Genomic DNA, 13,902 nt, shown 5'->3' on the forward strand with positions numbered 1-13,902 from the left:
TTACTTCCCTGAACCCAAGTGGCTTGCCGCGTCGGGGCGGCGATTGAAGGCAGCGGGAACGGGCACGGCTTCGCGCACGGGGTCGCCGGGGGCGACGCCGCAAAGGGCAACGATCGACTGTTGCAGGGACGCGGGATACCGGGCCAGTTCCGCAAGGTCGGAGCTGGTTAGCGGTCGCATGACGCATTCCTCCGGGCGGCGACCGCAAGGGCCGCGCCGAACTGGCGTTATGGTGAGAGAGGCGGACGAGAGCGGACCGCGCCCGGTCGGGGCGGCAGGTCCGTCAATCGTGTCCGGTGGTTTGCGCGCTCTAGGCGCGCGTCATGGGCTTGTGCATCGTATCACCTCTTGATTGGAGGGGAACACGATGCCTGGCGCCGTCGCCCCAGCATCGCGCGCTTTAGCGGTTGTTCACGCGGAGCAAGCTGCTTCCCATCAAATGCCGCGGATCAGGACCCTGGATGTGCAGGCCGACCTGATCGTCGGATGTCCTGCGGGTTAATCTCTACTTATCTGGTTGAGTCTTCTCGGTCAACCCGGGCCTCACCCGTTCGTCGCAAAAGGAAAACTTCCCGACGGACAAGATGAATTGTCTATCGATGCAATAGACATTGATGGGGCTGGCGATAAGTTCATATTGCCTTACGCGACCACGCGCGGGTCCACCTGCAACTGCAATCACGGACCGCACCATGACCTCGACCTACAGTCTTACCCGCCGCGCGACCCTTGCAGGCGCCGCCGCCACTCTGGCCGTCGGCTCTGTGCCCGCGATTGCCCGCAAGCGCGTGCGGCAGCCGAACATCCTCTACATCATGGCCGATGACCTCGGTTACGCCGATCTGTCCTGCTATGGTCGCCGCGATTTCGAGACGCCGGTGCTCGACAAGCTGGCGGCGGAGGGCCTGCGTTTCACCAATGCCTACGCCAACAGCGCCGTCTGCACGGCCACGCGCGTCGGCCTGATCACAGGCCGCTATCAGTATCGCCTGCCCGTTGGCCTCGAGGAGCCGCTGGCCTACCGACCCAACATCGGCCTGCCGCCTTCGCATCCGACGCTGCCGTCACTTCTCGCCAAGGCTGGCTATCGCACCTCGCTGATCGGCAAGTGGCATCTTGGCAGCCTCCCGGACTTCGACCCGATCAAGAGCGGCTACCAGTCTTTCTGGGGCATCCGCAGCGGGGGCGTCGACTATTACACCCACGCCACCAGCAACGGTCAGCCCGACCTGTGGGATGGTCCCACGCCCGTCGACAAGGCGGGTTACCTGACCGACCTGCTTGCCGACCGCGCGATTGCGGAAATCCGCCAGGCGTCGTCAGCCAAGGCGCCGTGGTTCATGTCGCTCCACTTCACTGCGCCGCACTGGCCGTGGGAAGGGCCTGACGACGCCAGCGAATCCGCTCGGATTGCCGGACTGAAGGACCCCAAGGCGCTGTTCCACTTCGACGGCGGCAGTGCGGCGATCTACGCCGCCATGGTCCGCCGTCTCGATTACCAGATCGGGCGCGTACTCGAAGCCCTCAAGGCAAACGGCGCCGAGCAGGACACCATCGTCGTCTTCACCAGCGACAACGGCGGCGAACGCTTCTCCGACACCTGGCCCTTCAGCGGCCGCAAGACCGAGCTGCTCGAAGGCGGCCTGCGCATTCCGGCCATCGTACGCTGGCCGGGCGTCACCATGGCATCGACGATCAGCGATGCACAGATCATCTCGATGGACTGGCTGCCGACATTCCTTGCCGCCGCCGGTGCAGCGCCAGATCCCGCATTCCCCAGCGATGGCGAAGACATCACCGCAGCCCTGTCGGGCCGAGCCTTGCCCGGACGCACGCTGTTCTGGCGCTACAAGAACCACGCCCAGCGCGCGGCCCGTCGCGGCAACCTCAAATACCTGAAGATCGGCGGGAACGAGTTCCTGTTCGACGTCGTTGCCGACCCTCTCGAGCGGGCCAACCTGAAAGACCGGCAGCCCGAAGCCTTCACCTCGCTCAAGAAGGCGTGGGAGGACTGGAACGCCCGAATGCTGCCGCTGGATGCGCAGTCCTACACCCACGGTTTCGGGCCTGGCGAACTGGCGGATCACTTCAACCCCGAACTCTGACAAGCCTCCGGCAGCCGGCAACATTTGGCATTGCTGGGAAACACTTGTCTTGAAAGCAGAAACATTGCATCAGCCGTCCAACCGGGTCAGCGCAACCTCCCGGTCAAGCGCAGCGCGCGCTCAAGTGTTGCTTCATTGGACGGCCGCTTGGCCGCGATGGAGCCTGCCTTGAAGTCGTTCGCGTTCCTTATGCCAGTTGCTGTCACCGCAGTTTTTCTACCGTCCGGCAGCGCACTCGCCGACACGCCCCGGCTCCAATCCATGCTCGGCGCGCCGCCGAATATCGCGGTCAGCGGCTCGGTCCGTCTGCGCTACGAGACCCTGACCGGACAGCCGCGCGTAAACCTGCCGCCCGCCGACGAGCAGCTCGCGCTTCGCACGACACTGGCCATCGAATACAAGGCCGCGCCGAACGTCCGCATCGGCGCGGAGATGTTCGACAGTCGGGCCTGGCTCGGCAAGCCCGGCAGTTCGGTCAGCGCCAACGACGTCAACACGCTCGAAATCGTGCAAGGCTATGTGGCCGTCGATCTTGCGCCCGCACAGGGCACCAGGCTCACGCTCGAAGCCGGGCGTTTCGTTCTTAACCTCGGCTCGCGACGACTGATCGCGGCAGACGACTATCGCAACACCACCAACGGCTACACCGGCCTGCGCGCGGACCTCAAGGCAAGTGATGGCACCGCTGCTACATTGATTTACACCTTGCCGCAGATCCGCAAGCCCGATGATCAGGCATCGGTGTTGTCCAACCGCCATGGGTTGGACAAGGAGAGTTTCGACCTCCGGCTCTGGGGTGGTCTGGTCTGGCATCCCAGGACCGTCGTAGGTGCCATGGCAGAAGCATCCTACTTTCGCCTGCAGGAGCGCGACAGCCCGTCACGCGCCACGCGGGACCGCAACCTCCACACCGTTGCCGCACGCCTGATCCGCGAGCCGAAGGCTGGCAAGCCCGATTTCGAGATCGAGGGCGGATGGCAGTTCGGAGATGTCAGCGAGACAACGCGGCCCAATACCCGCAAGCTCGATGTCGATGCCTGGTTTGTCCATGCCGATGTCGGATACCTGTTCCCCGGTCCGGCGCGGATGCGGCTGTCAGTCGAATACGATTACGCCAGTGGAGACGGTCCTGGCGGCTCCTATGGCCGCTTCGACACGCTGTTCGGCATGCGACGCGCTGACTTCAGCCCCGCAGGCGTGCTCGCCGCGATCGGCCGTAGCAACATCAACAGTCCCGGCATGCGCGCCGAAGTGGCCCCCGGCAAGCGCTTCGACGCGTTCGTCACCTACCATCCGCTTTGGCTCGCCGAAAAGACGGACAGCTTCGCCACGACCGGCGTGCGAGATGCGAGCGGCAAGGCAGGCTCCTTTGCTGGCCATCAGGTGGAAGGACGGATGCGCTACTGGATCGTGCCAGGCTTCCTGCGCGGGGAGATCAATGCGTTCTGGCTCGCAAAGGGACGGTTTATGCGCGGGGCTCCCAACGCACCGGCTTCAGACAACACGACCTATGTCAGCTCAGCCCTGTTGGCCTCATTCTGATGTTCGAAGACAAATGGGATCTTGATTGCCAATGGGGCGTCCCTTGCGCCCAGCAGGGCTCACCATTCCTCATCCTTGGCGCGCGCGGAGCCCTTCGCCCAGCAGGTCTGCGGCCACTTCGGCGATCTCTTCCACTGGACGGCTGTCGTCCCAGACGCCGAAGCGCAGGCCGAGGAAGACGTTCATGCCCATGATGGCCCATGCCCGCACGTCCTGTTCCCCATCGCGCAGCGTGCCGGACGCCACGCCGTCGGCCAGACGCGCGGCGATGCGAGTGGCGGTGCCTTCGTAGTGGTCGCGGTAGCTTTGCGGATCGGCAAATTCGGCCTCGTCGATAATCCGGTAGATTTCCTTGTGATCACGCGCAAAGTGCAGGAACCCGACCAAGGCTTCGCGCTCACGCTGCAAGCCGGTGGCGCCTTCGCTTACGGCGGCGGCGGCGGTCGTTGCCACCCTGGCTGACATGTCACGCACCAGCGCGGTGAAGATCGCGTCCTTCGAATCAAAATAGGTGTAGAAGCTGCCCAGGGCCGTCCCGGCGCGCCGGGTGATCCCGCTGATCGAGGCTTCGTGAAATCCGCGCTCGCCGAACTCTGCGGCAGCGGCGTCAAGCAACTTGCGCAAGGTTTCGCGCCCGCGTGCAGTGCGCGGCACCTTTCCCGGACTTGCAGCGCTCGTCTGCGCCATGTGCGATCCTCCCCGCAACCGCCCACCCCACACGCGTGTTGCCGTTTCGCCACGATTCGTAGCGACAAACGGGCAATCTCACAACGAGAAGTTGAAAGGTGGTTCAACTTTCAATATCAGGGTGATCGAGCGGACGGAGCAGTCCGCGAGAGGGAGCCTGTCTGATGACCCGTATTTCCACGCGCGCCGCCCTGGCCGCCACAGTTGCGCTGTTCGCCGTGCCCGCCATGCCCGCCTTCGCACAGGAAACGCCTGCTGCCGAAGATGCTTCGGATATCGCTACCGGGAACGAGATCACCGTGATTGCCCGCCGCCGCGAGGAACGCCTGCTCGACGTGCCGATTGCCATATCCGCACTGAATACCGATGCACTCGAACGTGCCGGTGCGAAGGACCTTTCGGGCATCCAGGGCGCCATTCCCAACGTGAACATCGTGCAGGGCCGCGGTTCGGCCAGCAGCGCCAACTTCTACATCCGCGGCATCGGCCAGCCTGATGCGCTGCAGACATTCGACCCCGCAGTCGGCGTCTATGTGGACGGGGTGTACCTGAGCCGTATCCAGGGCGCGCTGCTCAACCTGTTCGATGTCGAGCGGGTCGAAGTGCTGCGCGGGCCGCAGGGCACGCTCTACGGCAAGAACACGATCGGCGGTGCTGTCAACGTCGTGTCGAAGAAGCCCGACCTCGATACCGTGAAGGGCGAGGCTGCGTTCACCTACGGTCGCTTCGATGAGGTGACGGCGAAGGGATATGTTTCGGCCCCGCTGGTCACCGACAAGCTCGCGCTGTCGCTTGCCGGGGTCTATGACGACCGCGACGGGATCGTCACCGACCCGCGCACCGGCCGCAAGTACAACGATCGCAACAATCTTTCCGGCCGCGGAATCCTGCGTGCCAAGCCGACCGATACGGTCGAAGTGCTGATCTCGGGCGATTATACGCGCCAGCGCAATGCGGCCACGCTTGGCTATCTTACGGCACCGTTGATCCAGACCGACTTTGCCCGCGGCGCGGTCGTGCTTGCTCCGGCGGAACCTTATGGTCCCTATGACTACAAGGCATCGACCAGCCTTGCCTCGGACCAGGGCCAGAAGCTTGATCACTGGGGCGTTTCGGGCACGATCAACGTCGATCTCAGCGACAGCTTCCAGCTGACCTCGATCACTGCCTACCGCAAGCTCAAGACCGACTTCTTCATCGACATCGACGCCACGCAGTTCGAGCTGGGCGACGTGTTCGTCGGCGTTCGCCAGGACCAGTTCAGCCAGGAACTGCAGCTCAAGTACGATGCCGACAAGCTCAAGGGCGTGTTCGGCCTTTACTACCTCAACGAGAACGTGAGCTCGCATCAGGAAGCCTACGCCGACGGTCTGTTTGCCTTCAACGGCGCGCCGATTACCTTCCTGCGCACGATCGACGACAAGCAGGTGACCAAGAGCTATGCCGCCTTCGGCCAGCTGACCTACGATTTCACCGAGCAGCTCTCGATGACTGCCGGCCTGCGCTACACGCACGAGAAGAAGACCTACAACCGCTGCACGGTTACTGCCTCGACGCTTGGCCTGCTTAATAACATCCGTTACTGCTTCCCCGACAACCTGCCCGCGCCCTTCACCGGCGACAACGACGTAAGCTACGATGCGTGGACGCCGATGGTCAGCCTTTCCTACAAGCCGACGCCTGACACCCTGCTCTATGCCTCGGCCAGCCGCGGCTTCAAGGCGGGCGGCTTCAACGGCCGCGTCAACTCGAACGGCGATATCTCGGTAACGCGCAATGGCGTGACGACGGTGGTGCCGAACTTCGAACCGGAAACGGTCTGGTCCTATGAAGCGGGTGCCAAGGGCACCTTCCTCGACGGCCGCGTCAATGTTTCGGCTGCCGCCTTCTACACCGACTACAACAACTTCCAGGCCCGCGTCGGCAATGGCACCAATGTCGGGCTCGGCGGAAGCTTCCCCGTGCTCAACGCCGGCAAGCTGCGCATCCAGGGCTTCGAGTTCGACATCTCGGTCCGCCCGGTCCAGCCGCTGACGCTTTTTGCGTCGGTCGGCTACCTCGATGCCGATTACAAGCGCTTCGACGATCCGCGCCGCTTGCCGCCTGCCGGTGGCGCCGCGTTCAGCTGCAACCCGACAGGAACGCAGATCACCTGCCGGCCGGCCTTCGCGCCACCGCTTACGCTGCGGGCGGGCGGCGAATACCGCGTCTCGCTCGGCGATGCTTCGCTGACGCTGGGCGGTGACGTCCGCTTCGTCGACAAGCAGTACCTCTCGGTCGACAACCGCCCAGGATTGACCGAAGACGGTTACCTGATCGGCAATCTCTATGCCCAGGTCGACTTCGACAAGTTCTACCTTCGCGGCGCGGTCAAGAACGTGGGCAACACGCTCTACAAGACCGATGGGCAGGAATTCAGCTCGGTGGGCAACATCCAGACCGTCTACTACGGCGATCCGCGCACGTGGAACGTCACGGTCGGCGTCCGCTTCTGATGTGACACAAGACCTCGAGCGGGGCAGGCGCCCTCAAATCCCTCCATCGCCTGCCCCTGCCGCCGAAGCCCCGGTCCGACGTGGCCGGGGCTTTTGGCAGGTTTGGACTGCTCCATACCTGTTGGTTCTTCGCTTTGCGGACGAAGCGCGTCCCGCTCTATTGACGGCATGGAACTGCACTTCGAATGCACGCAATGCGGGCGCTGCTGCCATGATCTCAGGTTGACTCTTTCGGTAGCAGAAGCCTGTGCCTGGGCTGGAGAGGCCATCAGGTTGACCTGCTGACGGAAGCCTGGCCATGGCCCGACGATGGCGCTTCTTCCGATGCCGGGATGGCGTGGCGGAAGGCGACCAGCTTCGCTGTTCGCGTCGGGGACGTTCCATTCCGGATCAATCTCAGGCTGGTTGCGCGGCACGAGGGCGCTTGCCCCCATCTGCTGCCGGACATGCGCTGCGGCAACTACGAAGCCCGTCCTCGCATCTGCCGCATCTATCCGCTGGAAAGCCGCCCCTTCGAAGCGGTGGAGCCCGGGCGTCGGAAGTGCCCTCCCGAAGCCTGGCACGATGATCTGCCGCTGCTGGAGCGCGACGGTGAACCGTCCGAAAGCGCAGCGGGCGAAGTGCTCGCCGCGCATCGCCAGGCCATGATCGATGACGTCCCGGTCAAGGCGCGGCTGGCGTCGGCACTGGGCTTTGCCGAGACGGCCTTTGCCGGGGAGGGCATGGCGGTCTGTGAAGTCGCTCCGCTCGCCTTGCTGGCGGCTGTCGAGGAAGTGTCCTCCGGTCGCTGGGATGTTGCGCAGGGCTGGGCAATCGTCACGAACCGGACATCGACGGCGCAGATGCTGGCCAATCTCGATTGCCCGGTGCGGTTGGTGTCGGCCGGGCCCGCTTACCTGCCCGCCTTTGCTGACGAGGCTTGATCAGGCGGACTTGGCGCGTGCGCCGAAGCGACCGAACTTGCGGTAGCGCGTCATCCAGCGGGCGAGAAACAGGCCCAGCGGCCGCGGAGTTACGCCGAGTGCCTCGATTCCGGGCAGGTCGCCCGAAGCCACGTTGCCAGCCTTCAGCAGCTTCCACTGGTCGGTGCTCATCGGTGCGCCCGGCAGCCATCCGGTCAGCGAAGCGAAGGCGCCCGAAACCGCGTCCGGCAGTTCGACCAGCATGGGCGTGCGATCCGCAGCCTTGGCGATGCGGCGGTTGAGATCGCCCATGGTGATGACTTCGGGCCCGGCCAGCTCGTAAGTCTTGCCGCCGTGCGCCTGCGGATTGGCCAGGGCATTGCCGATGGCTTCGGCAGCATCGTCCACGAACACCGGCTGCAACCTGGCGGCAGGGCCGAATACCGGCAGCACCGGCAGCTTGGCTACCAGACCGCCGAACATGTTGAGGAAGTTGTCATCCTCGCCGAACAGGATCGAGGGGCGCACGACCGTGGCGGTAGGGAAAGCAGCCAGCGCGGCCTTCTCGCCCTCGGCCTTGGTCCGGGCGTAGGGCACGTCCGATCCGGCATCGGCGCCAAGCGCGGAGACATGGACAAACGCGCGCGCGCCCGCAGCCTTTGCAGCATCGGCCACGCGGCCTACGCCCTGTCCCTGCAGCGAATCGAGATCGCCGGCAAAGGCACCCACCAGGTTGACCACGGCGTCCGCGCCGGTCAGCGCAGCGGCGACGGTGTGCGGCTTGGTCACATCGGTGGCCACGAACTGGATCTGTCCCAGCGAGCCCAGCGGACGCAGCTTGAAGCTGCGCTCGGGATGACGGCTGCAAACGCGCAGGCGGGCACCGCGCGAAAGCAGTTCCTGCGCCAGATGCGTGCCGAAGAAGCCGCTGCCGCCCACCAGTGCCACCAGCATGCCTTCGAGATCGCGCGTCCTGCCGTTTGCCATATCGAGCGTGTCCTGAATCATCTTTGCCCGCCAATCAGGGCCGTTTCACGCGACGCCTTTGGCACAGCAGCGGGCGCAGTTTCAATGAGGAAACTCCCCATTGGCCTGCCAGTTGCAAAAAGAGTTACCCTCGCGTGGATTTGCCCCGTTGACACCCCGCCGCGCCTGTCCTAGTGGCGCGCTCCTACCCGGCGAGACGGCACTTCAGCCCCTCGCCTCCGTGCCCAGATGGCGGAATTGGTAGACGCACCGTCTTCAGGTGGCGGCGCTGGAAACGGCGTGGAGGTTCGAGTCCTCTTCTGGGCACCATTTCTTGATCGGGCGGTCATCCGCCATCAGGTTCAGCTCCCTTTTTGAGAATTGCGTATTCGCCTGGACAGGCGGTGTGCGGCATTCCGGCTTGGTCCGGTTCGCTTTTGCGGCGCAGGGAAATGTCCCTTCACTCCGATTTATTGTCGATGATCGACAGTCCCGTGCGTCTCGCTTATCCAGCAAGGCGGGATGGATTTCGAAACGGGGTGGGCACAGATGCGGGCTTCTCGGATGCGTAGGGCTGCGCTGGCCGCCGTCTCGGGCCTTGCCTGTCTTGGACAAGTGCCAAGCCATGCCGCAGCAAAGTCCCCCGCACCGCTCGCCGCGCTCGACAAGGCCCTGTCCGCGGCAATCAACCGGGAAAACGCCAATCCCAACCAAGCCAATTTCGATGCCAGCCTGAAAGCGGCCGAAGCCGTCATTGCTGCGGCGGAGGGTTTGCCGATGGGGCCGGACACATCGCCATATCTGGCGCGCGCGCTCGTATCGCGTTCAAGCTATGCGCGCGAAGCAGGAGAGATCGACAAGTCCCTGGCCGATGCCGAGCGTGCGCGCGAGGTGATCCTGCCCTATCGCGATCTTGCGCCCGATGCTTACGTGCAGTCTATTGCCCTTGCCGGTGACGTGGCGATCCGCCGGGCCTTGTTCCAGCAGGCGGCCGATCGGCTTGGCGAAGGGGCTGGCTATCTGGCGCAGCGGCGCGGCAAGGGGCCGTCGTCTGCGGCGCTCGACATGAGCGAATCCAACATCGGCTACACACTGGCAATCGCCTACATGCAGCTCGGGCAGTACGATGCCTCGGTCAAGGCGCAGGAAGCGAGCCTGGCTGCCCGGGTGCGCGCCGTGGGCGAGTTCCATCCGGCGACGATCAGCGCACGGTACAATCTGGCGTTGCGCCTGTCGCGGGCAGGGCGGCTCGAAGAGGCCGAAGCTATGGCGCGGCTTGCAGCCGAGCAGGTCAAGCAACATGTGCCGCAGACCGACCTGGGGCATGTCCGCGCCGTCGAGACGCTGGCGCTGGTGCTGGCAGGTGGAGGCAAGCGGAGTGAGGCGGTGGAGGTGGCGCGGCATGCGCTCGATATCCGCGTCGCCACCACTGGCACCGGCGATGTCAACTTTGCTGCCGGCCTGACCTCGCTGGGAGGGCTGCTGGCCGATCTCGGGCGCTATGACGAGGCCGTGAGCGTCCTGTCGGGGGCAACGTCGACGCAGGACAAGCTTGGCGCGCTTGCGGCGCCTACGGACCGCCTTCGCACCTTGACGTTTCTCGGGCATGCCCAATTGGGGCAGGGCAAGGTGGCCGATGCGCGTCAATCGCTGGATGCGGCCTACGCGATCTGGGAAAAGACCAGGGCGGCAGGGACGGCCGAAACCCTTCTGCCATCGGTAGCGCTGGCGCGTCTCGACAGTGGCGACGAAGCTGGTGCGGTTGCCGCCGCGACAGCACATCTTGCGGTCGCCTCCAGCCCAAGAGCGCCCGTGCTGGGCAAGGCTCAATCATGCGCTATCGGCGCCTTGCTTGGCATTGCGGCGGCCGAATGCGGCGGTAGTCCGGGCTATGCGCTTGTTCGCGCGGTGACCGACCGGCTCGATGCGAGTGCGGATGGCGAGCTCGTGCTGGCAGACCGCCTGTCGCTGGAACTGGCAATGCGGCTGGCACTGCGTAATGGTGATGTTCAACTGGCGGCCGATGCATCGCAGGTGCTGGTAGGATCGAAGGTTGCGCGGGCGACACGGCTTGCCGCGGCCCGGGCGGGGACTTCAGACCCCGGGCTGGCAGCGCGCATACGCACTCTTCAGGATGCCGAGATGGCCTACCGTCGTGCCAATTCGGTCTATCTGCTGCTGCTGGGAAATGGCGGCGACGTGCAATCGGCCCGTACGGCTCGCGATGTGGCGCTTGCCACGCTGGAGCAGGAGCGTGCCGGTATCGCCAGCAGCTATCCTGCCTGGGCCGCGCTTACCGCTCGCCAAGGCGTCCCCCTGGCCGATATCAGGAGCACGCTGGCAAAGGACGAGGCTGTCCTGGCGGTCGTTCCGGCGTTGACGTCGGCCTTCGTCCTGCTGGTCTCGCCAGACCGGGCCGTGGTGCAGCGGATGCAACCTAGCCGCGCGAGCTTTGCATCGAGCGCGGCACGGTTGCGTCGCGCGCTCGACCAGCGGAGCTTCGATGCGGCAAGCTCGCACGAACTCTATCGCGCGATCTTCGCAGGCATAGCACCTGATTTGCGCAGGACAGGGGCCTTGCGGATAGTCGCTGGTGGTGATGCCGCAGCCATCCCGTTCGCAACCTTGCTGGAGCGTCCGGTCGACAGGATCGGTCGCAAGGCTCCGTTTCTCGTCATGCGCTATGCCTTGTCGGCTGGTGCGTCATTGCAGGCGCGGACAGCACAGCCGCGGCGCGCGCTGGCTGCTTCGGCCATGCTGGCGCTGGGCGCGCCAACACCGTTCGGCACCAGCATGGCGGATGCGCAAGCGGCAAGGAAGGGGCCGCTCCTGGCAAGTGCTGTCTTTCGCGGGGGGCAGGCGGATGCGCAGTCGCTCGCCTCGCTGCCCGCCTTGCGCTCGGCCGAAGTTGAAGCCGTCTCGCGCAGCGTTGGCAAGGCAACCGTCCTTACCGGTGACCAGGCAAGCGAAGAGCAACTGGCCAAGACCAGGCTGGACCAGTACGGCGTCCTGTTGTTTGCCACGCATGCATTGGTCGCCGGGGAAATGGAAGGCGTTACCGAGCCCGCGCTCGTGCTGGCTCGACCGGAGCGAGGATCAAGCAGCGATGGCGTGCTGACCGCGTCAGAGATTGGCGCGCTACGGCTCGATGCCGACTGGGTGATCCTTTCCGCCTGCAACACTGCTGCCGGCGACGGTGAGGCAGCCCCGGCCTATTCCGGCCTCGCACAGGCATTCCGCTACGCGGGGGCACGAACGCTGATGCTTTCGCATTGGCCCGTACGCGACGATGCCGCGGCGGTACTGGCCGCAACAGTGCTCAAGGAGGCGGCGAAGGGGCGAAAGCCGGCGCAGGCGCTACGTGCGGCCATGTTGCACGCCATGGCCGATCCGGACCTGCCGGATGCGGCCAATCCGCACGTCTGGGCTCCGTTCGTCGTGTTCGAATAGGCGGATGTTCAGAGGTTTGACTTGAACAGGTCGAGCATCCTGCCCCAGGCCCGTTCTGCCTGGGTACGGTCATAGATTGGGGCGTCGAGAGTGCACCAGCCGTGCTGGGCAGGGTAGACTTCGATTTCGGCAGGGCGGCTGGTGGCATCGGCTGCCGCGCGAAGCTGGGTCTTCTCCTTGGGTGCGCGTTCGTCATCGTTCTGGGCGATGGCAAAGAGATAGGCGGCGCGGGTCTTGCCGATCAGGTTGACCGGGCTGTCAGCTTCCGGCCCGACGAGACCGCCGCCGTGGAACGAGGCAGCCGCGCCGACGCGAGCGGGGTTGGCAAAGGCCGTCCGCACCGTGAAGGGGCCGCCCATGCAATAGCCGGCGGAGCCGATGCGCTTCCTGGCGTTCACTTCCTTCTGCATGTCGAGCCATGACACGAATGCAGCGGCATCCGAGGTGGTGCCCGAAGGCGTGATTGCCGCGATCATGGGCTTAAGCTTCTTCTGCCCGGCGTCAGAGCGCCACGCCATCAGTGAATCGAGGATCGGGGCGGGGCTGGAGCGGTAATACTGGTTGACGACCAGCACCGCATAACCGGCAGCGGCAAGGCGGGTGCCCATGGTCTTGTAGGCATCGCGCAGGCCCGCGATGTCTGGCCACATGATCACGGCAGGGTGCTTGCCGCGGGTGGGGTAGACAAAGAAGGCATCGGCCTTGCCGTCGGGCGTGTCGATCGTCACCATGCGGCTGGAGGTCGGCGCTTCTGCGGCGGTGACGCAGCCCGGGATCGTCGCGAGTGCGGCAGCGCCTGCGCCGAGGCCTGCAAACTCGCGCCGGTTGAGGAAGAATGCAGCGTTTTCGGCTTCGGTGATCTCATCACACATAGCAGGTTCTCCAGCTCCCGTCAGTCGAGAAACCTAGCGCAGCGCAGTTCGCGCGCAAGGTTTGAATCGGTTTCATTTTTCCCTCTCGCAATCACGGCGACATTTGTTAGTGTTGCTTACAATATTAGCCCTGCCGAAGAACTCTGGGGAGAGTCGAGACATGACCGATGTGAATGCCCGCCTTGCCGCGCTCGAAGCGCGCGTGACCGAACTTGAGGATCTCAACGCGATCCGTCGCCTGCAGTGGGCCTACGGCTACTACATCGACTACAACCGGCCGGAAGAAGTGGCCGGGTTGTTCGCGAAGGACGGCGCGGTCGTGTTCCTGTCGGGCGAATACGTCGGCTACGAAGGGGTGATGCGGCTTTATGGAACGTGGTTCCAGAACCTGTTCACCGGAGGGCGGCGCGGCCCGGTCCATGGGCTGCTGCTCGACCACTTCCAGCTGCAGGACGTGATCACGATTTCTGACGACGGTCAGAGCGCCAAGGGACGGTTCCGGGGCATTCTTGCAGGCGGCTGGCACGATGACATCCTGGGGGACAAGCCCGAGGGCATGCCGCAGCAGTTCTGGGAAAGCGGGATCTACGAAAACGACTACGTCAAGGAAGACGGCGTCTGGAAGATCAAGCGCCTCGACTACATGATGCAGTGGCAGGCCGATTACGAGACTGGCTGGTCAAAGACCGTGGCGCACCTGCAGCCTGCCGCGGTGTGCTTCCCCGAGAACCCGATCGGGCCGGACCGCCTGCTACCCGATACCGACGTACGCCAGACCTGGCCGCATCGGCAGGAAGTGGCGATGAGCTTTGCCCATCCGGTGCTGGCCAAGGCCTTTGCCGTGGGGGATTTCACCAGGATGCAAAAAAAGTGGCCGTAAGGG

General features: G+C 64.6%; 10 protein-coding genes and 1 tRNA gene. 7 read left to right on the forward strand and 4 right to left on the reverse strand.

Annotation, left to right across the window (positions count from 1 at the left end; all coding sequences use genetic code 11):
• Positions 1 to 180: a hypothetical protein gene (locus AC3WLM_RS10615; protein ID WP_039336458.1), complete on the reverse strand. Its 180-nt coding sequence runs from the start codon at positions 178 to 180 to the stop codon at positions 1 to 3.
• Positions 181 to 692: 512 nt separating this feature from the next.
• On the opposite strand from AC3WLM_RS10615, the gene AC3WLM_RS10620 reads away from it, so the two are divergent.
• Positions 693 to 2,105: a sulfatase family protein gene (locus tag AC3WLM_RS10620; protein ID WP_193827593.1), complete on the forward strand. Its 1,413-nt coding sequence runs from the start codon at positions 693 to 695 to the stop codon at positions 2,103 to 2,105.
• A 168-nt stretch (positions 2,106 to 2,273) separates the two neighbouring features.
• Positions 2,274 to 3,647 carry an alginate export family protein gene (locus AC3WLM_RS10625; protein ID WP_492477333.1) on the forward strand — a complete coding sequence of 458 codons (1,374 nt, stop codon included), beginning with the start codon at positions 2,274 to 2,276 and terminating at the stop codon, positions 3,645 to 3,647.
• Between the two features lie 69 nt (positions 3,648 to 3,716).
• Here the strand turns inward: AC3WLM_RS10625 and AC3WLM_RS10630 are convergent, their stop codons facing one another.
• Entirely contained in the window at positions 3,717 to 4,334 is a 618-nt protein-coding gene (locus AC3WLM_RS10630) for a TetR/AcrR family transcriptional regulator (protein WP_039336463.1), read from the reverse strand.
• A gap of 164 nt (positions 4,335 to 4,498) precedes the next feature.
• Between AC3WLM_RS10630 and AC3WLM_RS10635 the strand changes: the two genes are divergently transcribed.
• Positions 4,499 to 6,829, forward strand: a complete 2,331-nt coding sequence (locus AC3WLM_RS10635; protein ID WP_492477334.1) for a TonB-dependent receptor — start codon at positions 4,499 to 4,501, stop codon at positions 6,827 to 6,829.
• A gap of 332 nt (positions 6,830 to 7,161) precedes the next feature.
• The gene (locus AC3WLM_RS10640; RefSeq protein ID WP_492477335.1) at positions 7,162 to 7,752 is read left to right on the forward strand and encodes a YkgJ family cysteine cluster protein; all 591 of its coding nucleotides are present in this window, start codon (positions 7,162 to 7,164) and stop codon (positions 7,750 to 7,752) included.
• Here the strand turns inward: AC3WLM_RS10640 and AC3WLM_RS10645 are convergent, their stop codons facing one another.
• The gene (locus tag AC3WLM_RS10645) at positions 7,753 to 8,718 is read right to left on the reverse strand and encodes a complex I NDUFA9 subunit family protein (protein ID WP_492477336.1); all 966 of its coding nucleotides are present in this window, start codon (positions 8,716 to 8,718) and stop codon (positions 7,753 to 7,755) included.
• Positions 8,719 to 8,940: 222 nt separating this feature from the next.
• Between AC3WLM_RS10645 and AC3WLM_RS10650 the strand changes: the two genes are divergently transcribed.
• Together AC3WLM_RS10650 and AC3WLM_RS10655 are read left to right on the forward strand one after the other, a co-directional pair.
• Positions 8,941 to 9,027: transfer RNA gene (locus tag AC3WLM_RS10650), tRNA-Leu, on the forward strand.
• Between the two features lie 234 nt (positions 9,028 to 9,261).
• Positions 9,262 to 12,147, forward strand: coding sequence for a CHAT domain-containing protein (locus AC3WLM_RS10655; RefSeq protein ID WP_492477337.1), 2,886 nt, complete (start codon positions 9,262 to 9,264; stop codon positions 12,145 to 12,147).
• An 8-nt stretch (positions 12,148 to 12,155) separates the two neighbouring features.
• Here AC3WLM_RS10655 and AC3WLM_RS10660 read toward each other — a convergent pair whose 3' ends face one another.
• Positions 12,156 to 13,019, reverse strand: a complete 864-nt coding sequence (locus AC3WLM_RS10660) for a dienelactone hydrolase family protein (RefSeq protein WP_492477338.1) — start codon at positions 13,017 to 13,019, stop codon at positions 12,156 to 12,158.
• 160 nt (positions 13,020 to 13,179) lie between these two features.
• On the opposite strand from AC3WLM_RS10660, the gene AC3WLM_RS10665 reads away from it, so the two are divergent.
• A complete protein-coding gene (locus AC3WLM_RS10665) occupies positions 13,180 to 13,899 on the forward strand; it encodes a nuclear transport factor 2 family protein (protein ID WP_039336472.1) in 720 nt (239 codons plus the stop codon).
• Positions 13,900 to 13,902 lie beyond the last annotated feature (3 nt).

The organism is Novosphingobium sp. FW305-C-30-35, from assembly GCF_058783135.1.